This window comes from Paractinoplanes ovalisporus (assembly GCF_016834655.1).
In the GTDB taxonomy this organism is placed as follows: Bacteria; Actinomycetota; Actinomycetes; order Mycobacteriales; family Micromonosporaceae; genus Actinoplanes; species Actinoplanes ovalisporus.
On sequence record NZ_JAENHP010000002.1, the window covers coordinates 572,951 to 593,791 of the forward strand.

Annotated in this window: 19 protein-coding genes and 12 tRNA genes; 20 read left to right on the forward strand and 11 right to left on the reverse strand. The window is 71.2% G+C overall.

Going from position 1 to position 20,841, the window contains the following annotated elements; all coding sequences use genetic code 11:
• Positions 1-5 precede the first annotated feature (5 nt).
• Together JIG36_RS08605 and JIG36_RS08610 are read right to left on the reverse strand one after the other, a co-directional pair.
• Positions 6-656 carry a response regulator gene (locus tag JIG36_RS08605; protein WP_203375496.1) on the reverse strand — a complete coding sequence of 217 codons (651 nt, stop codon included), beginning with the start codon at positions 654-656 and terminating at the stop codon, positions 6-8.
• Complete coding sequence (locus JIG36_RS08610) at positions 653-1,720, reverse strand: sensor histidine kinase (RefSeq protein WP_203375497.1); 1,068 nt, start codon at positions 1,718-1,720, stop codon at positions 653-655. The genes JIG36_RS08605 and JIG36_RS08610 overlap by 4 nt, the downstream gene beginning before the upstream one ends.
• A gap of 131 nt (positions 1,721-1,851) precedes the next feature.
• On the opposite strand from JIG36_RS08610, the gene JIG36_RS08615 reads away from it, so the two are divergent.
• On the forward strand, positions 1,852-2,406 hold the full coding sequence (locus tag JIG36_RS08615; RefSeq protein WP_203375498.1) for a hypothetical protein: 555 nt from the start codon (positions 1,852-1,854) through the stop codon (positions 2,404-2,406).
• 31 nt (positions 2,407-2,437) lie between these two features.
• Here JIG36_RS08615 and JIG36_RS51670 read toward each other — a convergent pair whose 3' ends face one another.
• The 5 genes from JIG36_RS51670 to JIG36_RS53185 form a co-directional block, all read right to left on the reverse strand.
• Positions 2,438-3,592: an EamA family transporter gene (locus tag JIG36_RS51670; RefSeq protein ID WP_236046189.1), complete on the reverse strand. Its 1,155-nt coding sequence runs from the start codon at positions 3,590-3,592 to the stop codon at positions 2,438-2,440.
• A gap of 255 nt (positions 3,593-3,847) precedes the next feature.
• Positions 3,848-5,224 (reverse strand): glycosyl hydrolase family 18 protein, encoded by a 1,377-nt coding sequence (locus JIG36_RS08630; protein WP_203375499.1) that lies wholly within the window; start codon positions 5,222-5,224, stop codon positions 3,848-3,850.
• Positions 5,225-5,339: 115 nt separating this feature from the next.
• Positions 5,340-6,110: an enoyl-CoA hydratase-related protein gene (locus tag JIG36_RS08635; protein WP_203375500.1), complete on the reverse strand. Its 771-nt coding sequence runs from the start codon at positions 6,108-6,110 to the stop codon at positions 5,340-5,342.
• A gap of 11 nt (positions 6,111-6,121) precedes the next feature.
• Complete coding sequence (locus JIG36_RS08640; protein ID WP_203375501.1) at positions 6,122-6,772, reverse strand: response regulator; 651 nt, start codon at positions 6,770-6,772, stop codon at positions 6,122-6,124.
• Entirely contained in the window at positions 6,769-7,908 is a 1,140-nt protein-coding gene (locus tag JIG36_RS53185) for a sensor histidine kinase (protein WP_203375502.1), read from the reverse strand. The genes JIG36_RS08640 and JIG36_RS53185 overlap by 4 nt, the downstream gene beginning before the upstream one ends.
• A gap of 393 nt (positions 7,909-8,301) precedes the next feature.
• Here JIG36_RS53185 and JIG36_RS08650 point away from each other — a divergent pair, with 393 nt between their 5' ends.
• Positions 8,302-8,982, forward strand: a complete 681-nt coding sequence (locus JIG36_RS08650; protein WP_203375503.1) for a hypothetical protein — start codon at positions 8,302-8,304, stop codon at positions 8,980-8,982.
• Positions 8,983-9,098: 116 nt separating this feature from the next.
• On the opposite strand, the gene JIG36_RS08655 is transcribed toward JIG36_RS08650, so the two are convergent.
• Positions 9,099-9,539, reverse strand: coding sequence for a DUF4345 family protein (locus tag JIG36_RS08655; RefSeq protein WP_203375816.1), 441 nt, complete (start codon positions 9,537-9,539; stop codon positions 9,099-9,101).
• A complete protein-coding gene (locus JIG36_RS08660) occupies positions 9,536-10,249 on the reverse strand; it encodes an SDR family oxidoreductase (RefSeq protein ID WP_203375504.1) in 714 nt (237 codons plus the stop codon). Before JIG36_RS08660 ends, JIG36_RS08655 begins: the two co-directional genes overlap by 4 nt.
• Positions 10,250-10,353: 104 nt before the next feature.
• Between JIG36_RS08660 and JIG36_RS08665 the strand changes: the two genes are divergently transcribed.
• Positions 10,354-11,508 (forward strand): NAD(P)/FAD-dependent oxidoreductase, encoded by a 1,155-nt coding sequence (locus tag JIG36_RS08665; RefSeq protein ID WP_307872625.1) that lies wholly within the window; start codon positions 10,354-10,356, stop codon positions 11,506-11,508.
• A gap of 56 nt (positions 11,509-11,564) precedes the next feature.
• Here the strand turns inward: JIG36_RS08665 and JIG36_RS08670 are convergent, their stop codons facing one another.
• On the reverse strand, positions 11,565-12,974 hold the full coding sequence (locus JIG36_RS08670) for an FAD-dependent oxidoreductase (protein WP_203375505.1): 1,410 nt from the start codon (positions 12,972-12,974) through the stop codon (positions 11,565-11,567).
• 833 nt (positions 12,975-13,807) lie between these two features.
• Here JIG36_RS08670 and JIG36_RS08675 point away from each other — a divergent pair.
• The 13 genes from JIG36_RS08675 (at position 13,808) to JIG36_RS08735 (ending at position 16,297) form a co-directional block, all read left to right on the forward strand.
• Positions 13,808-13,880, forward strand: a tRNA-Ala gene (locus JIG36_RS08675).
• Positions 13,881-14,043: 163 nt separating this feature from the next.
• Positions 14,044-14,117: transfer RNA gene (locus tag JIG36_RS08680), tRNA-Gly, on the forward strand.
• Positions 14,118-14,121: 4 nt separating this feature from the next.
• Positions 14,122-14,194, forward strand: a tRNA-Leu gene (locus tag JIG36_RS08685).
• An 18-nt stretch (positions 14,195-14,212) separates the two neighbouring features.
• Positions 14,213-14,285 (forward strand) — tRNA-Thr (locus JIG36_RS08690).
• Between the two features lie 22 nt (positions 14,286-14,307).
• A tRNA-Leu gene (locus JIG36_RS08695) sits at positions 14,308-14,380 on the forward strand.
• Between the two features lie 141 nt (positions 14,381-14,521).
• A tRNA-Ala gene (locus JIG36_RS08700) sits at positions 14,522-14,594 on the forward strand.
• Between the two features lie 12 nt (positions 14,595-14,606).
• Positions 14,607-14,693, forward strand: a tRNA-Ser gene (locus JIG36_RS08705).
• 95 nt (positions 14,694-14,788) lie between these two features.
• Positions 14,789-14,861 (forward strand) — tRNA-Lys (locus JIG36_RS08710).
• 5 nt (positions 14,862-14,866) lie between these two features.
• Positions 14,867-14,938: transfer RNA gene (locus tag JIG36_RS08715), tRNA-Val, on the forward strand.
• A gap of 2 nt (positions 14,939-14,940) precedes the next feature.
• A tRNA-His gene (locus JIG36_RS08720) sits at positions 14,941-15,012 on the forward strand.
• A 162-nt stretch (positions 15,013-15,174) separates the two neighbouring features.
• Positions 15,175-15,247 (forward strand) — tRNA-Arg (locus JIG36_RS08725).
• A gap of 6 nt (positions 15,248-15,253) precedes the next feature.
• Positions 15,254-15,330 (forward strand) — tRNA-Cys (locus tag JIG36_RS08730).
• Between the two features lie 40 nt (positions 15,331-15,370).
• Entirely contained in the window at positions 15,371-16,297 is a 927-nt protein-coding gene (locus JIG36_RS08735) for an NAD(+)/NADH kinase (RefSeq protein WP_236046190.1), read from the forward strand.
• Here JIG36_RS08735 and JIG36_RS08740 read toward each other — a convergent pair.
• Positions 16,237-16,524, reverse strand: a complete 288-nt coding sequence (locus tag JIG36_RS08740) for a DUF6223 family protein (RefSeq protein ID WP_203375506.1) — start codon at positions 16,522-16,524, stop codon at positions 16,237-16,239. The genes JIG36_RS08735 and JIG36_RS08740 overlap by 61 nt on opposite strands.
• A gap of 159 nt (positions 16,525-16,683) precedes the next feature.
• On the opposite strand from JIG36_RS08740, the gene JIG36_RS08745 reads away from it, so the two are divergent.
• The 4 genes from JIG36_RS08745 to JIG36_RS08760 all read left to right on the forward strand — a co-directional run bounded on the left by JIG36_RS08745 (position 16,684) and on the right by JIG36_RS08760 (position 20,828).
• Positions 16,684-17,787, forward strand: coding sequence for a sensor histidine kinase (locus tag JIG36_RS08745; RefSeq protein WP_203375507.1), 1,104 nt, complete (start codon positions 16,684-16,686; stop codon positions 17,785-17,787).
• 43 nt (positions 17,788-17,830) lie between these two features.
• The gene (locus tag JIG36_RS08750; protein WP_203375508.1) at positions 17,831-18,487 is read left to right on the forward strand and encodes a response regulator; all 657 of its coding nucleotides are present in this window, start codon (positions 17,831-17,833) and stop codon (positions 18,485-18,487) included.
• Between the two features lie 63 nt (positions 18,488-18,550).
• On the forward strand, positions 18,551-20,440 hold the full coding sequence (locus JIG36_RS08755; RefSeq protein WP_203375509.1) for a hypothetical protein: 1,890 nt from the start codon (positions 18,551-18,553) through the stop codon (positions 20,438-20,440).
• Positions 20,441-20,453: 13 nt separating this feature from the next.
• The gene (locus JIG36_RS08760; protein WP_203375510.1) at positions 20,454-20,828 is read left to right on the forward strand and encodes a hypothetical protein; all 375 of its coding nucleotides are present in this window, start codon (positions 20,454-20,456) and stop codon (positions 20,826-20,828) included.
• Positions 20,829-20,841: the final 13 nt, after the last annotated feature.

The window sequence follows — 20,841 nt, forward strand, 5'->3', positions numbered from 1 at the left end:
CCGCGTCAGGCGAGGCCGGACTGGTAGGCGAAGACGACCAGCTGGGCCCGGTCACGCGCGCCCAGCTTCGTCATGGAGCGGCTTACGTGCGTACGGGCGGTGGCCGGGCTCACCACCAGCTGCTCGGCTATCTCGTGGTTGCTCAGCCCCTGCGCCACCAGGGCGACGATCTCGCGTTCGCGGTCGGTCAGGCGGGACAGCTGGGGATGCGGAGTCACCGGGCGCGGAGCCAGGTCGGTGAACTCGCGAATCAGGGTCCGGGTCACCGAGGGGGCCAGCAGGGCGCCGCCGTCGGCTACCGTGCGGACCGCCTCCAGCAAGGCCGGCGGCTTGGTGTTCTTCAGCAGGAAACCGCTCGCGCCGTGGCGCAGGGCGGTGAAGACGTACTCGTCGTGCTCGAACGTGGTCAGGACGATGACCCGGGTGCCGGTCAGGGCAGGGTCGGAGACGATGCGGCGGGTGGCTTCCAAGCCGTCGACGCCGGGCATGCGGATGTCCATCAGGATCACGTCGGGGTGGGCCTCGCGGGCGGCGGCGACCGCGGCCAGACCGTCGGCGGCCTCGGCGGTCACCGTGAAACCGTCGGTGTTGTCGAAGAGGGCGCGCAGGCCCAGCCGTACGAGGTCCTGGTCGTCGACCAGCATCACGGTGATCACGGGCGCTCCCGGGGGATGACGGCGTGCACGGCGAACGCGCCGGGCGTGGTCGGGCCGGCGGTCAGGGTGCCGCCCAGTTCCTCGACGCGGCGGCGCATCCCGGCGATGCCGAAACCGTCCTCGTGTCCCTCGCCGAGCGCCTGGTTGGACACGCTGAGGGCGACACTTCCCGTACGGTGCCGGATCGTCACCCGCGCCCGCGGGTTCGCGGCGTGCTTGACCACGTTGGTGAGCGCCTCCTGCAGCACGCGGTAGGCCGCGACGTCGGCCGCCGCGGGCAGCGGGCGCGCCGGGCCGTCCACGGTCAGATCGACGTCGACCCCGGCCGACCGCACCCGGCCGCACAGATCCTCGACCCGGGCCAGACCGGGCGTGGGACCGGTCAGCGAGGTCAGCGTCGCCCGCAATTCGGTCAGGGCCTCCGCGCTGGCCGTACTGATCGCCTCGAGCGCCTCGACCGCCATCTGCGGCCTGCTCTCCCGCAGGTGCAGCGCGATGTCGGCCTGCATCTGGATCGCGGCCAGCCCGTGCCCGACCACGTCGTGCACCTCCTGGGCGACCCGCAGCCGTTCCGACTCGGCCACCCGCCGCTCCATCTCGGCGCGCTCGCGGGTCTGCGCCTCGGTCACGGTGCGCCGGGCCGCGCCGAGCGTGAACGGCACCAGCACCCAGGCCAGACCGGGGGCAAGACCGAACCAGCCCGGCGAGTACGGGGACAGCAGGTGGATCAGGAGCACGAGCATCGCCCCGACGGTCCAGGTCGCGGCCGTCCACGTCCGTAGGCGCCGCGCCACCGCGTAGACGCAGACACCGAAGGACACGAGGATCGGCCCGTACGGGTAACCCAGCACCAGATACGCCGAGGTGCCGGCCGCCGCGGCGAGCAGGGCGGGGCCGGGCCACCGCGCGGCGAGCGCGGTGGCGGCGGCGGTGACGAGCACGAGCGCGTACGCGGGCGGGCCGACCTGGGCGCGGTACATCGGCGCGAACCGGTCGAGCAGCGGCAGCGTGACCACGCCCGCGACCGCGAGGACGACGGGGATGACCAGGGCACGTCTGCGCATGCCCACACGGTGCCGCAATCAGCACCGGAACGCATCAGCGCTCGGACGTATCCCGCGTACGCCTCCGGCCGTACGGGGAAAGTCGCCCCGGAACCGACGATCTCGCCCCGGCCGTCGCGCACGCTGAGGTCATGGATCTGAGACCCGCACATCGCAAGCTCTGGCTCGTGCTGCACATCGTCTCGGCCGGCGCCTGGATCGGCGTCGACGTGATGGTGGCCGTGCTGGTCGGCGTCGGCGAACTCCACGGCGATCCGGCGACCCGGGGGCTGGCGTACCGGGCGCTCGGCAGTTTCGTCGTGTGGCCGATGCTGACGTCCGGCCTGATCTGCCTCGGCACCGGCGTGGTGCTCGGCCTGGGTACGAAGTGGGGGCTGATCCGCTACTGGTGGGTGGCGGTCAAGCTCGTGCTGAACGTGGCGTTGTGCACGCTGATTCTGGTGCTGTTGCGGCCGAACATGCCGGCGATCACGGCGTACGGGGAAAGCCTGTCCGGGAGTTTCGACCTGAGCAGCCTGGCGATGCCGCCGACGGTGTCGTTGACGTCGCTGAGCCTGGCGACGGTGTTGTCGGTGTACAAGCCGTGGGGGCGTACGGCTCGGGGTCGTGCTCGTCTGGTTTCCGATCGTGCCTCCCGCCGCTCCGGTCTGGTGTCTGTTGATCGGGCTTCTCGTCGGGCTGGGTAGGCGGCCGCTCATCGGGTTAGGCGGCGGCCGCTTATCGGGCCAGGCAGGCGACCGCGAAGAGGGCGGCCAGGACGCCGTAGAGGTGGACGGTGTGCAGGCGCTCGCGCAGAAGGCTGCGGTTGAGCAGCAGGGTGACCGCCGGGTAGAGCGAGGCCACGACGGCCGCCGGGGCCAGGGCGGTGGACGCGGCGGCGATGAAGGCGGCATCAGCCACGGCATCGGTGGCGCCGACGATGAAGATCGGTATCGCCAGGCGTGTGCCAAGTTCGCGGAAGCCCTGTGGATAACCGATTCCACCGTCTCTGGGGGCGCTAAATTCACCCCCTGCCCTGGGTGGCTGGGGGTGGCGGTGGGTAACTGCAAGGTGCCGGCCTTTTGCGGAGCCATGGCTCCGCTTGCCCTCCGGGCGTCGGATCGGAGCAGCGGCCCTGCGCGCGGCCGGGCTTCGCCACCGGCTCAGCCCCAGATCCGGGTCTCGCTGTCGGCTCAGCCCCACACCCGGATCTCGCCGCCGGCCCAGCGCCACGTCCGGGTCTCGCCGCCGGCTCAGCCCCTCAAGCGAGTCGTGCCGCTCGCTCTGCCCAGCCACGGGAGTCCGCCGCCGGCTCAACCCCACCACGAGCAGCAGGGCCGCAACTCCCTCGGCGATGCGGGCGTAGGCCACCGACCAGAACTGGTCGGCGGCGCCGGCCTCGTGCAGCAGGACGAAGTACACCCCGAAGCCGATCGCCGCCCCCAACGCGCACAGATTGGCTGAGCGCTGGACCCGTCGATGTGCCATGACGCCGGAGACGGGCCAACCGGCCAACGTCGCACCGGCCAGGCCGGCTGTCACGCCGAGAGCGGCCAGCAAACCCGGACGTTCGCCGTGCATCACGCCCCACGCCACCGGCACCAGGGCGGCTACCGCGGCCACCGGCGCCACCACGGCCAGCGAACCGTCGCGCATGGCCCGGTAGAGCAGGCCCATCGCCGGTAAGCCGGCCAGTCCGGCCACGACAGCCAGCCACAAGCGGGGGTCGGCCGGTGGGGGAGCAGCCCGGAAAGCGGCGGCCAGAACGGCCAGCGCCATGGCGGCGACCTTCGACCAGATGAGGATCGTGAGGATCGGTAGGCGGCGGGCCAGCAGGCCGGCCAGGAAGTCGGAGATTCCCCAGGCCGCGGCGGCGAGCGCAGCGAACGTCATTACCCAAGCCACGACGGGCAGGGGCCTGGGCCGGCGTCGGCGGATACACCGCAGTCGGGTTTGCGATAGGGCATGCGAGCGATGATGCCGACGACGAAGCCGCAGGTCAGTCGCCCGCGAGAGGACAGCCGAGCGGGCTAACCCAAACGCGCGGCCCCCACCCCGGCCCGACAAGCAAACAGCCCACCCCGGCCAGGAAACCGGGGCGGGCCGAGAACTCAAAGCCGAGAACTCAAACCGAGAACCCAGAGAGGATCAGGGAAGCGTCCACCGCTGGTTGGCGCTGGCGGCGCAGTCCCAGATCTGCAAGCGGGTCCCGTTGGCCGAGCTGTTGTTCGACGCGTCCAGGCAGCGACCACTGGCGGGGTTGCGCAGCGTCCCGTTCGACTGGGCCTGCCACGCCTGCGCGCCGGTGCCGTTGCAGTCGTAGATCTGCACCAGCGTCCCGTTCGCGGTGCCGGCGGCGGCCACGTCCAGGCACTTGCCCAAGCCGCGGATCGTGCCGTCGGTGCCGACCGTCCAGTTCTGCGCGGCCGTCCCGTTGCAGTCGTAGAGCTGCACCGCCGTGCCGTTGGCGCTGGAAGCCGCCGCGATGTCGACGCACTTGCCGGCGATGCCGGTGATGCGGCCCGTACGGCCGGAGGGCGGCGGCGTCGTGGGGCCGCCGCCGCCCATGACCGTCTCGTAGATCGCGCTGACCAGCGAGTTGGCGCCGGTCGCGTCCTGCGAGAGCTCCCAGTTCATGATGCCGCCGGCGTTGGCCATGGCCCACTGGGTCTTGCGCCGGATCGTGGGCAGGCCGTTGTAGCACTCGCCGCCGGGCGTGCAGTCCCGGTTCGCGTTCGCCGGGTCCTGAGCGACCAATTGGGCGTACGTCAGATAGCCCGGCCGGCTGTAGAACGGCACCCCGAGCACGGTCTTGGCCTTGGGCAGCCCCCGGTTCTTCCAGAAGTTGGCCGACGCGATCGCCCAGTCGTAGTTCGCGTGGGGCGACCCGCCGTCGTACGCCATGATGTTGAGCCAGTCGACGTAGCCGAACACCGCCGGCTGGACGCCGTTGGCCGTGCCGCCCTCGCTGACGACGGCCGCCGTGAGCAGCTTGCCCTCGTTGTGCAGGGCCGTGCTGAGCTGCTGCATCAATGCCGTGTAGTTGTTGCCGGAAGTGCCCGGATCCGGGTACTCCCAGTCGATGTCGACACCGTCGAGCCCGTACTGGCGCACGGTGTTCATGACGTTGGTGACGAAGGCCGTCCGGGTGCCGGAGCCCGCGGCGAGCGACTCGAAGGCGGAGTCGTTGCCGTCGTTCCAGCCGCCGATGGCGAGCGAGACCTTGACGTTGTTCTGGTGGCCGAGCGTGACGAGTTGCTGCAGCTTCGACGTGTTCTCGATCGGCTGGAGGGTCCCGTTGGCGTTGGGGAGCGCGAACGAGTAGTTGATGTGGGTCAGCTTCGAGTACTGGATGCTGGTGACGCTGCCGGCCCACGACGGCATGTAGCCGACGCTCTTGAACCCGTTGGGCAGGACGGCGGCCTGCGAGGTGCCCTGTCCGAGGGTGAGGGCGGTGAATGTGCCGACCGCGGCGACCGCGCATGCGGTGGCCGCCGCGGCCCAGCGGCTCTTCCTGATGGCCATGGGGATGGTGACCCTTCGTGTCCGGCGCGGGGGAGTGCGCCGTGGGGATGACTACGGGCCACCAAAGATTAGGAAGATTTACTAACAGTCGTCAATATACAGCGTGATAAAAGTGTCAGCGGCCCTCGAACGCCGGGGGACGACGCTCCATGAAGGCCCGCTGACCCTCGAACTCGTCGCGGGAACCGCTCGTCTCCGCGATCAGCTGCTGTGCCCGTGCGGCCAGAGACGGGTGCGCGGCCGCCTTGATCGAGGCTTTCGCGGCCCGTACGGCGAGAGGAGCGTTCGCCGCGATCGCCTGCGCGGTGGCGAGCACGTCCTCCTCGAGCCGCTCGGCCGGCACCAACCGGTTGATCAGACCCGCGGCCAGGGCCTCGGCGTCGGAATAGGCGCGGGCGGTGAACAGCATGTCGCTGGCGTTGGCCGGCCCCACCACGTGCACCAGCGTCTGCGCGAGCGCGAACGGATAGCCGATGCCGAGCCGGGCCGCCGGGATCGCGAACCGGCTGCCCTCGGCCGCGACCCGGATGTCGGCGCTGAGCGCGAGCGCCATGCCCGCGCCGAAGCAGTGCCCGCGGATCATCGCGATCAGTGGCGTGGTCAGCCCGCTGAGCGTCACGAACAGGCCGGTCAGCGTCCTCTCCCAGACGTCCCGGTCACCCGTGGCGTCGTGGTGGGCCGCGAACTCGGAGATGTCGGCCCCGGCGGTGAACGTCTCACCCGCGCCCCGCAGCACGATCGTGCGGACCGCGTCGTCGTCATCGAACCGCCGTACGGTCGCGTCGAGCGCCCCGAGCATGGCGGTCGACAACGCGTTGCGCCGGGCCGGGTTGCTCATCGTGACCCAGCCGACGCCGTCCCGGATCTCGCCGACGATCTCTGCCACGACTCAGCACCCTACTCGGGAGTGATCAGGCCGCTCGAATACGCGTACGCGATCGCCCGCGCCCGGTCCCGCAGCCCGAGCTTGTCCAGGGCGCGACCGAGGTGGGTCTTCACGGTCGTCTCGCCCAGGTGCAGCGCCGCGGCGATCTCGGGGTTCGACAGCCCACGCCCGACCAGGGCCAGCACCTCGGCCTCGCGGGGCGTGAGCGCGTCGAGCGCCGGATCGCGCGGGCGGACCTGCGGTGTGCCGGCGTAACGGGTGATCACCCGCGGGACCACGGCCGGGTCGAGCAGGCCCCGGCCGGCCGCCACCTCGCGCAGCGCGTCCAGCAGCTGCTCGGGCGGCGAGACCTTCAGCAGGAACCCGGCCACACCGGCCCGCAGCGCGCCGTCGACCAGGACCTCCTCGTCGAACGTGGTCAGGACCAGGACCCGTACGGTGGGAAACCGCTCGCCGATCAGCCGCGCCGCACCGATGCCGTCGAGCCCCGGCATCCGCGCGTCCATGAGCACCACGTCGGGGCGTACGCGCTCGACCACCCGGACCACCTCGTGACCGTCGGCGGCCTCGCCGACCACTTCCATGTCCGCCTCATCCGAGAGCAACATGCGCAACCCCGCCCGTACGATCGCCTCGTCGTCGGCCAGAACGACCCGGATCATGCCGTCGCCACGCTCGGGAACGTCGCCCGCACCCGGTAGCCGCCTTCCTCGCCGGGGCCGGTGTGCAGCCGCCCGCCGAACAGCCCGACCCGCTCCCGCATGCCGACCAGCCCGTGCCCGCCCACCGTCTTCCCGCTCACGCCCCGCCCGTCGTCCGTCACGATCAAGGTCAACTCCCTTTCCCCGTACGTCACCACGACCGTCGCCCGGCTCGCCTCGGCGTGCCGCAGCACGTTCGTCAGGGCCTCCTGGACCACCCGGTAGGCCGACATGTCGAGCGCCGCCGGCAGTTCCCCCGGTTCGCCCTCGACCCGCAGATCGACCTCGAGCCCCGCTGCCCGCACGTGGGCCAGCAGATCGTCGAGCCGCCGCAGCGACGGCGCCGGCCCCAGCCCGTCCGCGTCGTCCGGCCGCAGCAGCCCCACCACCCGGCGGATCTCCTCGACGCTGCGCCGCCCCAGCTCCTCGACCTGGGCCAGCGCGTCCCGCTCGACCGGCCGGTCGCTGAGCCGCCGCCGCAACACCCCCGCCTGCATCGTCATCACGCTGACCGTATGCGCCACGGCGTCGTGCAGCTCCCGCGAGATCCGGGCCCGTTCCTCGTCGACCGCCGCCCGCTCCCGGGCCTCCCGCTCGGCCGCCAGCTCGGCCGCGAGCCGCGCCAGCTGCGCCGACCGTTGCTGCTCGCGCCGCAGCAGCGCACCCACGCCCCACCCGAACGCCTCGAGGACCGCGAAGAAGACAAACTCCCACGAGGTCTCGCCCGCGAGGAACAGCGTGGTCGAGGGCAGCACAAAGGCGGCCACCGCGGCCGGGACGGTGAGCCGGGCCGGCCGCCGGAACGCCGCATGGGCCACCAGGACGAGCTGCGCGATGAGTTGCGACCCGCCGACTCCGGGCAGGTCGAGCAGGACGATGTACGGCGTGACGAGCACCGACAGCACCATGGCGGTGATCGGGAACCAGGCCGCGAGCGGGAAGCACAGGAACAGCACCAGCGCGGCGCTGATCTCACCCCGGCCCGGGCCGTCCGGAACCTTGCTGCCGGTCATCTCGGCAACGGCGACAGCGGCCCAGACCAGTCCCGCAACCACGCCGGCCACGGCCCATTGCCGCCGGCTCCGCGGTGCGCGCACCCGTGCTCCTCCCGTGACCGCCGTGCTTGCGTCTACAAGATCAGCGCTGCGGTTCCTACAGATCGTCCACTTCAAGATCAGTCATCGCCCTGGAGTGCTACCGCCTCCCTCGCCCTGGAGTGCCACCGCCTCCCCCGCCCACCCAAGGGCAAGGGGTGAATCTATGGCCACCGCCCGACAGTTCCGGGCGGTTCTCCACAGGCCCGGCCTGCGATACGACCGGGTTCGCGCATGACGCTAACTCGGCCCGGAGCTGTGCGGATCCTCTCCGGAGACGACCGTCCGTCCTCCTGGGGGACGACCCCGGCAGCGGGCACGCGGGCCGCCGATCGCAGCCGGATCGGGCTCGCGTGCCGATCCGGAGCCGGGGTCTCAGTTCATAGTTTTCTCGGCATGACGAACAACAACCTCTTCCGCCGGGTCGCCGGCGGCGCGCTTCTGGCCACCCCGGTTCTGCTGCTCGGCGCCATGCTGACCTCGCCGCCGCAGGACGACGAGTCGCCCCGCGGCTACATCGAGTCGCTGGCCCGGGACTGGGACCTGTCGATCCTCTCGGCCAACCTCTTCCACTACTACTGGGTGGCCATCGCCCTCGCCGTGCCCGCGGTGCTGACCCTGTTGCGCGGCCGGCGCGGCGCGGTTCTGGCCACGGCCGGTGCGCTGGCCACGGCATTCGGGGCGATCCAGATGTCGGGTGTGCTGTTCGCCGACTGGATGAACGCGGCCATGCCCCCGATCGCCGGCCTCGATCAGGCCGTGGCCGTCTTCGACCAGGTCAACGGCGATCCCTCGATGATCGTCTGGTTGCGGTCGGGAGTTGTCCTCGGTCTTGTCATGCCGGCCGTGCTCATGGCCGGACTGGCCCGCAACGGCGTGATCGGCTGGTGGGCGACGCCGGTGGCGCTGCTGCCGATGGTCGCGGGGCCGATCGCGGGCGGCATCCTCGGAGCGGCCGTCGGCAGTGTCGTCGGTGCGGTGTGCTGCGCCCCGCTCGCGGTGGTCGGCATCCGACTGCTGCGCCGCACCGCCGCCGACGTCACCGCGGCCGAGCCGTCCCTGGCCGCTGCCCACTGAAAGCTGCTGCGCCGCACCGCCGCCGACGTCACCGCGGCCGAGCCGTCCCTGGCTGCCGCCCACCGACAGCAGCCCCCGAGCCGGCGGGAACGGGCTCAGCCCACCGGGCAACGGCTCTATTGTTCGCCGGGATCGGCGGCGGCCCTCCCGGGCTGCCGCCGATCAGCGCCGGCGCCGTCGGGGAGCAGCAGCAGGATCGACAGGATCAGCACACCACCCAGGGCCACCGCGTTCCCGACCTTGTCGATCGTCGGGAACATCTCCAGGTGCAACATGTGCCACAGGAAGTGGATCGAGTTGAAGATGAGCCACGCGCCCCCGGTCACGCGGTACGCGTCGGGGGAGGGGCGCCGCCACGCCCACACGCTCAGCACCAGCAGGGCCAGATAAAGGGCGCCCACGTCCCGTACGAGATGTTCGCTGTACGGGCCCAGCGTCGAGACCCAGTGGCGGCCGGGCGCCGGGAAGTCGTTGTAGAAGCTGACCGGGAAGGCGGCCGCCCACACGCCGACGACCGCGGCCGAGACAGCCAGGACCAGCACCGCCGCGCGCTTCATCGGGCGGCCAGCCACTCGTCGAAGGTGACCTCGCCCCGGCGGAAGTCGCCGACCGGCAGCAGTCCGCCGCCCGACATCGCGCGTCCGGCGGGCACGGTCAGCACCAGCCGCCCGGGGACCAGGCGCCGCACCATCGCCGGCATCTTCAGCACCTCGGGGCCGGCCAGGTCGGTCGCCCGGCCCTGGGCGGGGCCTTCGGCCAGCCGTACGAGCTCGGCCGCCACCTCGGACGCGGCGACCGGGCGGCTCAGCATCGCCGGCACCACCTTCACCGGGCCCGGCACGCGCCCGAGCATCTGGGCGGCGAACTCGTGGAACTGGGTCGCCCGCAGCACGGTCGCCGGGACCGGGCCGGCCAGCGCGAGCTCTTCCTGACGGCGCTTGCCCGCGTAGTAGCCGGAGTCGACCCGGTCCACGCCGACGATCGACAGGACCACGTGATGCCGTACGTGGGAACGCTCTTCCGCCGCCAGCAGGGTCCGCGTGGTCGTCTCGAAGAAGTCGATCGCCTTCCGGCGGCTCAGGGTCTCGATGTTGGTCACGTCGATCACGGCGTCGACGCCCGTCAGCGCCTCGTCGAGCCCGGCCCCGGTGGTCAGGTCGACACCGTCGGCCCGCGAGATCACCACGACCTCGTGCCCGGCCTCCCGCGCCAGCGCGACCACGTGCCTGCCGACCATGCCGGTTCCGCCGGCCACCGCCATCCTCATTACGTCCGTCCTTCGCTCGCTTTGTGTGTTCACACCGGGGACGACGGGGTGAAAGCCGACGTGACACCATGTGGCGCGGGCCATAGGGCGGCTAGTCTCCGGGCGTGACGACGCGCGTGGTGGTGCTGGGCGCCGGGTTCGGCGGCCTCGAAGTGGCGACGGCGGTGACGAGCGAGCCCGGCGACGACGTCGAGCTGACCCTGATCGACCAGGCCGAGGGGTTCGTCTTCGGCTTCTCGAAACTCGACGTGATGTTCGGCCGCCACGAGCCAGGTCAGGTGCTCCACCCGTACGCGGGAATGGTGAACCCGGGCGTGCGATTCGTGAGCGCCGAGATCACCGCGGTCGACCCGGAGTCGAAACGGGTCGAGACGAGCGCCGGCCCGTTCGAGGCGGACATCCTGGTGGTCGCTCTCGGCGCCGACCTCGACCCGCAAGCGACGCCGGGCCTGGTCGAGGGTGGCCACGAGTTCTACACGGTGGCGGGGGCGTTCGCGGCCGCCGACGCCCTGCGCGACTTCGGGGGCGGCAAGGTCGTCGTGGCGGTCACGTCCACGCCGTTCAAGTGCCCACCGGCGCCGAGCGAGACCGCGCTTCTCACGTACGAGTATCTGACGTCCCGTGGCCTGCCCTGCGACGTCACGCTGGTCATGCCGCTCGGCACCCCGATTCCGCCGTCGCCCGACGCCTCGGCCGCGGTGCTGGCCGCCTTCGCCGAACGCGGCATCACCTGGGTTCCGGAGCGTCTGGTGCGCGCGCTCGACCCGGCGCGCAAGGTCGCGTTGCTGAGCGACGACACCGAGCTCCCGTACGATCTTTTCCTCGGCGTTCCGGTGCACCGCGCCCCACAGGCCGTGGCCGGGATGACCGTCGACGGCTGGATCCCGGTCGACCCGCTGACCCTGGAAACCGCCTACCCCGGTGTGTACGCGGTGGGCGACGTGACCAGCGTCGGCACGCCCAAGGCCGGAGTGTTCGCCGAGGGCCAGGCGGCCGTGGTGGCCGAGCGGATCATCGGTTCCGTACGGGGTGGGGCTGCGGCCGGCCAGTACGACGGCCGCGGTGTCTGCTACCTCGAATTCGGCGGTGACCAGGTGGCCAAGGTCGACGTCAGGTTCGTGGCCGGTCAGCGTCCGGTCGGCAGCCTGATCGGCCCGTCCACCGACCTGGCGGCCGACAAGACCGCGTTCGGCGCCGACCGGATCCGCCGCTGGTTCGGCCGCGAATGGGCGCCTTTAAGCGCGGGCGCCGATAGCTAGAGCCGTTGGTTCGCCTCAGGCGCGGGCGCCGATGGCTGGAGCTGTTGGGTTCGGCCTCAGGCGCGGGCGCCGATCGCTAGGGCTCTCAGCAGGAAGCGGGGCTTGGTGAGCGCGCTCGGGTGTTCGAGCATCGTGGTGACCTGGCCGAGGCGCTGGTTCACCGAGTGGTCGCGCATCGACGCCTTGAATATGAGCCCGCTGAAGAACTGGATCGCCTTGTAGCCCCGGGGATACGGCCCGTCGACGTGCGGCAGCGCCAGGTCGGCCATGGTCGAGACCTGCCACGCCGCGTCCACGACGACCTTGACGTCCTGGAAGTAGGACAGCGCGGGCTTGGCCAGATCGGGCGCGCCGCGCAGATATTCCGACAACGCCGAGGCGTGCAGCGTCGCCGAGGTCATCCCCTGCCCGTACACCGGGTTGAACGAGGCCACGGCGTCACCGGCCGCGACCAGGCGGGCCGGGAAGCGGCTCAGCTTGTGGAAGTCGCGGCGGCGGCTGTCGGCCTGGTGATAGGTGATGACGTCACCGACCTGCGGGGCCGTCGAGGCGACCTGGCCGAACTCGGGTGGGAAGTCGTCGGCGCAGCGCTGCCGGAACTCGCCCGCGTCACGCCCCGGACGGTCGTCGGCGTAACCCGAGACCAGCACGGTCCACCGGTCACCCTCGATCGGGGTGAACCCGCCGATCCGCGCCACCTTGCCCGGGCCCGGGTTGGCGATCGAGATGCACGTCCACACCTGCGCGTCGGCCGGGCGGCGGAACAGGGCGGTCGCGTAGTTGAGCTTGATGCCCATGCGCTGCATCGGCGGCTTGGGGAAGCCGTGCCCGTCGAGCCAGTCGCTGAGCCGGCTGGACCGCCCGGTCGCGTCGACGACGAAGTCGGCCGCTTCCTCGCTGCCGTCGCCGTAGCGAACCCCCGTCACGGCGTCGTCGCGCAGAACCAGGCCGTCGGCGCGGCCCTTGACCGTACGGACATTGGCCAGCCCCAGCACCCGATGCCGGATCAGGGCCTCGAGAAACGGACGGCTCGAGATGAGGGCCTGCGCGGCCGGCCCGGTCGGCGGGTCGTCACGCAGCTTGCCGTCCATGTAGAACCGGTTGGTGTCGGGCGGCGGATTGACCGCGCCGGCGGCCAGGGCCTCGTCGATGAACCCCGGGAACCAGCGCTCGAGCTGGTTGAGCCCCGAGGGCAGCAGCGCGTGCACCTGGCTGCCCTGCGGAACCCCCGGCCGCGGGGCGACGGCCCCTTCCGGGTCGGCGGCGATCTGCTCGTCGGTGAGGTCGAGCTCGGTCAGATCGTCGCGCTCGATGATCAGCACCTGCTCGGCGTGATCACTGAGCACGCGCGCGGCCATCAGTCCCGCGATGCTGCCACCCAGCACGACGGCCCGGGGGAACAGCACACGCTGCCCCGTCGCAGGCTCGGCCGTCGACAACACGGCGAACCGATCCGCAGCAGACACCCGAGCCCCCATGAATGTGAAAGTTTGTTTCCTTGTCCACGAAGATACCCGTGGCATCGAGAGATGTCGCTCCTGCTGGTGCTCCCGCCACCGCGACCGGGTGCCTTCGGGCAGCCGCAACCGGGCGCCTTGGGCAGCCAGGCCCCGGGTGTCCTTGGCGGCCACGACCCGTGTGCTCCCCACTGCCGTGATCAACGAGTCAGACCATCCCCAAGATCGCGCCCTTCGAAAGGATCTTGGGGAGAGCAGCCACCGCCTCCCCCGCCCACCCAGGGAAGCGCGGAACTGCGGGGTCAACCCTACCCGGCGGCAGGTGCTGTGAAGGAGTTATCCACATTGTCCGGCTGTCCACAGGGGCGGTTGATTGGAACCAATTTTTCTGAGCGCCATAAATAGCGTTGCCAAGTCGGCGTGGGCCGCTTACCTTGGTTATCACCACCGGATGCCAGGGGATAGGAGAGGGACATGTCGCGGCACGCCACGCACGCAACGTATCCGCTATCCCTGTGTGGTTCGGGCGCCGTCCTGACCTGTGCTCTCGCACACTCCGGTCTTAAGCCCTACCGGGAACGGTGGCATCGCTAGCCGACGCTAGCTCCGAGCCGCCGCACCCCACCGGGACGGCGGCTTTTTCGTATTCAGATCGCAATTCCCAACCGGCGCCGTGAGTCGATTCGCGCTGCCCTTATTCGATTCTGTTAATTGACAACTCCACAGCGGATGGCACATTTTTCCGGAGCGAGGGAGACGGCAACCCGTGCGCTTTGGGAGCGTAAGACACCCCGTTCGACTCGGGGGCTCCGGACTGGTCCCGTGACGCGATCACGGGCAATGGGCTTGTAGCGCAGTTGGTAGCGCACCGGTTCGGCAGACCGGGGGTCGGCGGTTCGAACCCGCCCAGGTCCACGCACCATCGGTCGGGCGGCAGTTCGAACCCGGCCGTGCTTCATCGTCCACGCACCATCGGTCGGGCGGCAGTTCGAACCCGGCCGTGCTTCAACGTCCACGCACCATCGGTGGGGTGAGCGGTTCGAGCCCGGGCCGCGCCTCACGGTCACGCAACAAACATGCGGTTGTAGCTCAGTCTGGGAGAGCGCCACCCCGCCACGGTGGAGGTCGCCGGTTCGAACCCGGCCTGCCGCTTCACGCCCTCGTAGCCCAACGGCAGAGGCCCGACGTTGAGGACGTCGCCAGTGCGCGTTCGAATCGCGCCGAGGGCACGCACCACCACCACCTTCGCCGGTGCAGCACGACTGGTCGTGCAGCCGTTTCGTAATCGGCAGGTAGCGGGTTCGAGTCCCGCCTCCGGCTCGCAGTCGGCACGACAACCCAGGCCCGGGTAGCCCAATGGCAGAGGCACGCCGCTCAGGACGGCGCCAGTGCGCGTTCGAATCGCGCTCCGGGTACGCGACAAAAGCACGACAGCACCAGCACCAGCACCAAGACACCAAGACACCAAGACACCGAGACACCGAGACACCGAGACACCGAGACACCGAGACACCGAGACACCGAGACACCGAGACACCGAGACACCGAGACACCAAGGGCTCGTAGCTCATCTGGTAGAGCGCCGCTCTCGCACAGCGGAGGTGGCCGGTTCAACTCCGGCCGGGTCCACGCACCAAACATGGAGACGCCAGCCGATGGGCGCCGGCCGCCGCCTCGAAAGCGGTTGGGGGATGAAACCCCGTGGGCGTTCGACTCGCCCCGTCTCCGCGAGCGAGTTCCAGCCGGAACCCGCAGCAACAGGAACAGCGCGCAGGAACAGCGCGCAGGAACAGGCAGCAACCAGCAGGAACAAGCAGCACCGAGCGCCGCTAGCTCAATCGGGAGAGCAACTGACTCTTAATCAGTGGGTTCGGGGTTCGATCCCCCGGCGGCGTACGCATGTCCGTATGGCTCAGCGGGAGAGCGTCCCCTTCACACGGGGAAGGTCCCAGGTTCGAATCCTGGTGCGGGCACTGTGGCTGTAGCTCAGCGGTAGAGCGCCGGGTCGTGGCCCCGGAGGTCGCCGGTTCGAGACCGGCCAGTCACCCGGAAAGGAAACCCGGAAGGAAGGACCGGAAGGAAGGACCGGGAGGAAGACCGGAAAGGAAACGCACGGAAGATCCAGCCTGTCGTGGGCGGCGGCACGCCCAGCGGCCTGTAAAGCCGTGGCATCTTGCGGACCTGGGTCGGCACCAGGGACAGGCACCACACCCTCGTAGCTCAGCGGAGAGAGCACCGGGTTCCGGACCCGGGGGCCGGCGGTTCGATTCCGTCCGGGGGTACGCCGTGGCCTCGGCGAGTAGCTGGAGCTGCTGCCCGCCTGCAAAGCGGGTCTCGTCGCGCGGTTCGATTCCGCCCGGGGCTTCTGTCCGTGCCATCCGCTGTGGAGTTGATCGGGTCGTGGCATGGTCGATGACATGGGCATGAAGAACCATGTGATCGGACTCGTCGTCCATCCCCGCAACGACGTGAGCGATTCGGTGGCGGTGGTCACCGGGCTGGCCGAGGGGCATGGGGTGCGGGTCGTGGCGAGACCCGAGGACGCCGTACGGCTCCAGGGCGTCGAGCCGATGGACGAGAGCGAGCTGGCCGACCGGGCCGACTTCGTGTTCAGCCTCGGCGGCGACGGCACCATGCTGGGCGCGATGCGTCTGGTCGCCGGCCGCCCGACCCCGGTGCTGGGGGTCAACCACGGCAACATCGGCTTCCTCATCGAGGTCTCGCCCGACGGCCTGCCCCAGGCTCTCGACCGCCTGATCGAGGGCGACTTCGGCCTCGAGCCGCACAGCTGCCTGGAACTGACCGGCCACGACGACCCGGCCCTGGCCTTCAACGACGTCGTCCTCACGTCCACCACCCCGTGGACCGCCGTCTCGCTCGACCTGGAGATCAACGGCGTCCGCCACGGCTACTTCCGCAGCGACGCGGTGGTCGTCTGCACACCCACCGGCTCGACCGCCTACAACTACGCGGCCGGCGGCCCGATCATCTCGCCCTCGGCCCCGCTGATCGGCCTGACCCCGGTGGCCCCGATGTCCGGCATCACCCGCCCGATCGTGCTCGGCGGCGACGAGACCGTCCTGCTGCGCGCCCCCTCCCACGAGACCCGCCTCTCCCTCGACGGCGCCACCACGCTGAACGTCGCCGAGGGGGCCGACATGGTGCTGCGCATGCGGCCCAACGCGGTCAACGTGGTCCGCTTCGACTCCGACACCCACGGCGCCCGCACGCGCATCAAGCTGAGCCTGCTCGACCTGCCGTTGCGCCCCGATCAGCTGGTCGAGCTGGTCCCGAAGAACCTCCGCGACCGCGCCCGCCTGCCCCGCCTGTAGGCCAGGGCGATCGCCGACGGTCCGAGCACCAGCGCCGCCCAGCCGCCGACGACCCCGTTGCCCGTGCCGGGCCCGCCGTCCGCCGTGAGCACGACGAAGGCGCCGATCAGGGTGCCGGTGGCCCCCGCGACGAGGGCGACCGCCCGATGAGCGCGGAAAGCCGATATCACCCCGGCCAGGGCGAGCAGAGCGGCGAGTGTGGCTACGGCTCGGTCGACGGTGAACATCGGTGCCTCCTCCGGCGTCAAGTGATGCGCCGATCGTGCGCGCCGGGGCCGGCCCGCCGCATCGTGCCGGTGTGGACATCCGGCTACTGCATTCGCAGCAGTCGGGAACGCCTGCGCCGGGAGGATCCGCGCGGGCCACCGGACGGTTACTGTGCCCGCATGGCCAGGGTGCGGGACTGGGCGATCGCCATCGGCATGGCGATCGTTCTGGTGGTCGCGCAGGCGGCGGGGGAGCGGCCGGTCGACGCGGTCGAGGTGGTCGGCTACCCGCTTCTGGTGCTCAGCGGGCTCGCGCTCGCCGCCCGGCGGCAGGCCCCGGTCGTGGTTCTGGCCGTCGTGGGGGCCTGCACGGTGGGTTATCAGGCGGCCGGGTTCGAGCTGTTCGCCGTCGCTTTCCTGGTCGCGGTCTATTCGGCCGTCCGCGCCGGGCACCGGGTCGCCGCCGCCGTCGCCGGGCTGGTCACCCTGGTCGCTCTGCCGGTCGCGGCCATGCTCTCGGGGCCGGCCGACGCGGGGCAGGCGTTCGATCAGGCCCGGCGGGTGCTGGAACTGGCCTGGCTGATCGCGGCGGCCGCGGCCGGTGAGGCGCTGCGGCAGGCCGAGCGCCGGGCCGACGAGGCCGAGCGCACCCGCGAGGAGATCGCGCGCCGCCGGGCCGACGAGGAGCGGTTGCACCTGGCCCGGGAACTGCACGACTCGCTCACCCACCAGATCTCGGTGATCAAGGTGCAGTCCGAGGCGGCGGTGCATGTGGCCGAGCGGCGGGGCGAGCCGGTGCCCGAGACGTTGCTGGCCATCCGCGACGCCGGGCGGGCCGCCTCCCGCGATCTGCGCGCGACCCTGGAGGCGCTGCGCGACGACGCCCGCACCCCGCCGCCGGGGCTCGACCAGATTCCCGGGCTCGTCGAGCAGGTGCGGCGGGCGGGTCTCGCGACCACGCTGACGGTCGAGGGCGAGCGCTCCGACGTGCCGGCCGCGGTCGACCGCACGGCGTACCGGATCGTGCAGGAGTCCCTGACGAACGTCGCCCGGCACGCCTCGGCCGGCAGCGCGACGGTCCGCATCGGCTACCGGCCGGGCGCGGTGGACATCCGGGTCGACGACGACGGCACGGCCACACCGGGAGCGGCGCCCGAACCCGGCATCGGACTGCTCGGCATGCGGGAGAGGGTGGGCGCGCTCGGCGGCCGGTTGCGGGCCGGGCCCCGTACGGGCGGAGGTTTCACCGTCGATGCCGAGCTGCCCCTGAGCGGCGCGTCGTGATCCGGGTCCTGCTGGTGGACGGCCAGCCCCTGGGCGGCGCGTCGTGATCCGGGTCCTGCTCGCCGACGACCAGCCGCTGATCCGCAGCGGATTCCGGGCGCTGCTGGAGATCGAGGACGACATCGAGGTGGTGGGCGAGGCCGCGGACGGCAACGAGGCGGTGGCCCTGGCCCGGCAGCTGCGGCCCGACGTGGCGCTGGTCGACGTCCGGATGCCCCAGCGGGACGGCATCGAGGCCACCCGGCTCATCGCGGACGATCCGGACCTGGCCGCGGTGCACGTGGTGATCCTGACCAACTACGGCCTCGACGAATACGTCTTTCACGCCCTGCGCGCCGGCGCGGCCGGGTTCCTGGTCAAGGACATCCGGCCCGAGGACTTCCTGTACGCCGTCCGGGTCGCCGCGCGCGGTGAGGCCCTGCTCGCGCCGGCGATCACCCGCAAACTCATCGACCGGTACGTGGCCCGGCCGCCCCGGCCCGGCGCCGTGCTCGACGAGCTGACCCGGCGTGAGCGGGAGGCCGTCGCCCTGGTCGCGCAGGGCCTGTCCAACGACGAGGTCGCGGCCGGCATGGCGATCAGCCCGATCACCGCGAAGACGCACGTCAACCGGGCCATGACCAAGCTCGGAGCCCGCGACCGGGCCCAGCTGGTCGTGCTGGCGTACGAGTCGGGGCTGGTCCGGCCGGACGTCACCTGAGCGCTCGTGTCCTCTTGCCGACTGCACGATGGCGGACGGAATCAGGGGTGACCACAGTGGGGCATGGCCTTCACGGACGGCTCCGGTGTCACGGATTGGATCAGCAACGTCACCCGCCTGACGCCGGACTGGGCCGAGGACCCGCGCCCCTGGCTGACCCCGATCGCCACCGGCAACGGGCGTCTGCTCACCTTCCTGCACGAGGCCACTCACAACTGGTGCTTCAACTCGGCCGTCGTGCACGCCCAGATGTACGTGGCGGGCCGGGCCGAGATGAACGCCCTGGTGTACCTGATGCTGCAGGACGACCCCGAGCCCGGCGAGAGTTCCGGCCCCGCCCACGACCTGCGCATGTTCGGCCAGTTCATCCGGGACGTCAGCGGTGACCCGCGCCGGCGACTCGGCGAGCGGGTGGCCGAGGTCCGCGACCGGCTGGGCCTGCACGTCCACGACGACGTGGTGCGGCTCGAGGTGGCCGGCGCGCTGCTGCGCCCGCTGGCCGAGGGGCTGGCGCTGTTCGCCGAGTACGACGCGATGTCACGCCTGCGGAGCCGGGCCTGGAGCCCGTTGCCGGTGGCGGTCGCCTTGAACTTCGCCGGCCGTGAGCGCTTCCAGGCGCTCGCCGAGCGGGGTCCCCTCGAACCGAACGTCACCACCACCAAGGTCGTGGGCGAGCTGCTGCACGAGGCCCGGCTCAGCGAGTGGGCGGTCACCACCAAGGCGTCTCTGCTGCGGGCGCCGTTCCGCAGCGAGGGCGGCGGCTACCTTCCGGGCTATCTGACGGTCAAGAGCATGTGGCGTTTCCTCTTCCAGCAGGACTTCCGCCTGTACGGGGAGTCCGACATCGTGCTGACCTACCTGCGGACCTTCTTCTTCGAGGACGTCGAGCTCGCGGCCGAGCTGCTGGCCCCGCCGATCAGCAACGTCATGCTCAGCACCGACCGGCTCATCGGCGCCTTCAACCGCCGGATGCAGGCCTTCTTCGACGAGGCCACCCCGCGTGACCTAGCCGAGTTCGAGGCCGCGCTGGACAGCGAGGGCCCGGTCGGGGCGGCGGGCACGCTGCGCACCGCCGACGAGCACGAACAGGCCCGCCAGCGCTTCGCCGGGCAGGTGGCGGCGCTCGAGTCGAGCGAGGCGGCGCGGCTCAGCGAGTTCGCGTACGGCACGGCGGTCACGAGCGTGAACTCGCTGATGGCGCTGCGGACCTTCGTGACGGTCATGTCCGTCGAGGTCGAGGTGGACGAGAAGGGAACGGTCACCTGGCAGGGCCGCGAGGTGCTCGAGGTCGCCCCGGCCGATGTGGTGCGACCGGCGTCGGGCCCGCACACCCTGGACATCCTGCTGGGCATGTCGGGTGACGAGCGGATGAGCCGCCTGGCCGTGATCAGCCGGGAACGGACGAGCCGCCTGGCCCTGGTCGGCCGGGAACAGGAGCTGCACTCCGTGACGGTCGTGATGGGCCTGCCCGACCAGCGCGAGGCGCTGCGCGGGGCGCTGCTGTCGTCGTTCGCCTCCCGGGCGAAGCGGGAGTCCTCGGCCCGCAGCCTCCAGTTCACGGCCGAGGCGATCGTGGCCGAGGACTGGGGTCTGCGGATGAACCGCGACCACGTCCGCGACCAGCTGCGTGAGGTCGTCGACCAGCTGTACCACGACGTCGCCCTGCGCTACAGCTCCGGTTACGAGGCCATGGACGCGTGCGGTGAACTGATGGCCGCCAAGGGGCTGCGCCCGCTGCTCGGCACCACCGAGGCGCTGCGCGGGGCGGCGTTCCTCGGCCTGGCCGCGGGCCTGAACTCGTACCGGGACGTGCTGGAGACGCAGTTCGAGAAGCGGGGCATGGACCTGCCGTCGTTGCTGGACACGCTGAGCCGCGGCTGGAACGAGCACGGCTTCCCGCCCCGCATCCACGAGTCGGCCGACGAGCGCCCGATCCTGATCCCGTTCATCTAGAAGGAGGCGAGAGATGGCCGACAACGTCGTGGTGCGGGTCGACGGCCTGCACGGCATCGAACTGGACGAGCTGACCGAGACGGTTCCGCCCGAGGCGGTGGAGTCGGTGCACGAGCCGGAGCCGTCCGCGACCCACTACGGCGAACTGACCCTGATCACGGTCGCCCTGATCGCGAGCGGCGCGGCCGTGCAGGCATTGTCGGCCTGGCTGTCCCGGCGCGCGGCCCGCAACCAGGTGCAGCAGGGCTTCACGATCGTCGTCGAGCCCGGCGGCACGGTCCGCATCGAGCTGGCCGGTCTGAGCGGCCAGCCCGCCTCGGGGCAGCCCTCGACCCCCGAGACGATCGCGCAGGCACTGAAAGAGGCGATCAGCGAGGCGGCGAAGTAGAAGACAGCGAGAT

Excerpts from the sequence above, each read along its gene's own strand:
- JIG36_RS08610 (WP_203375497.1), bottom strand. The coding sequence starts at position 1,720 with ATGCGCAGACGTGCCCTGGTCATCCCCGTCGTCCTCGCGGTCGCGGGC.
- JIG36_RS08615 (WP_203375498.1), top strand. The coding sequence starts at position 1,852 with ATGGATCTGAGACCCGCACATCGCAAGCTCTGGCTCGTGCTGCACATC.
- JIG36_RS51670 (WP_236046189.1), bottom strand. The coding sequence starts at position 3,592 with ATGACGTTCGCTGCGCTCGCCGCCGCGGCCTGGGGAATCTCCGACTTC.
- JIG36_RS08630 (WP_203375499.1), bottom strand. The coding sequence starts at position 5,224 with ATGGCCATCAGGAAGAGCCGCTGGGCCGCGGCGGCCACCGCATGCGCG.
- JIG36_RS08640 (WP_203375501.1), bottom strand. The coding sequence starts at position 6,772 with ATGATCCGGGTCGTTCTGGCCGACGACGAGGCGATCGTACGGGCGGGG.
- JIG36_RS08650 (WP_203375503.1), top strand. The coding sequence starts at position 8,302 with ATGACGAACAACAACCTCTTCCGCCGGGTCGCCGGCGGCGCGCTTCTG.
- JIG36_RS08655 (WP_203375816.1), bottom strand. The coding sequence starts at position 9,539 with ATGAAGCGCGCGGCGGTGCTGGTCCTGGCTGTCTCGGCCGCGGTCGTC.
- JIG36_RS08660 (WP_203375504.1), bottom strand. The coding sequence starts at position 10,249 with ATGAGGATGGCGGTGGCCGGCGGAACCGGCATGGTCGGCAGGCACGTG.
- JIG36_RS08735 (WP_236046190.1), top strand. The coding sequence starts at position 15,371 with ATGGTCGATGACATGGGCATGAAGAACCATGTGATCGGACTCGTCGTC.
- JIG36_RS08740 (WP_203375506.1), bottom strand. The coding sequence starts at position 16,524 with ATGTTCACCGTCGACCGAGCCGTAGCCACACTCGCCGCTCTGCTCGCC.
- JIG36_RS08745 (WP_203375507.1), top strand. The coding sequence starts at position 16,684 with ATGGCCAGGGTGCGGGACTGGGCGATCGCCATCGGCATGGCGATCGTT.
- JIG36_RS08755 (WP_203375509.1), top strand. The coding sequence starts at position 18,551 with ATGGCCTTCACGGACGGCTCCGGTGTCACGGATTGGATCAGCAACGTC.
- JIG36_RS08760 (WP_203375510.1), top strand. The coding sequence starts at position 20,454 with ATGGCCGACAACGTCGTGGTGCGGGTCGACGGCCTGCACGGCATCGAA.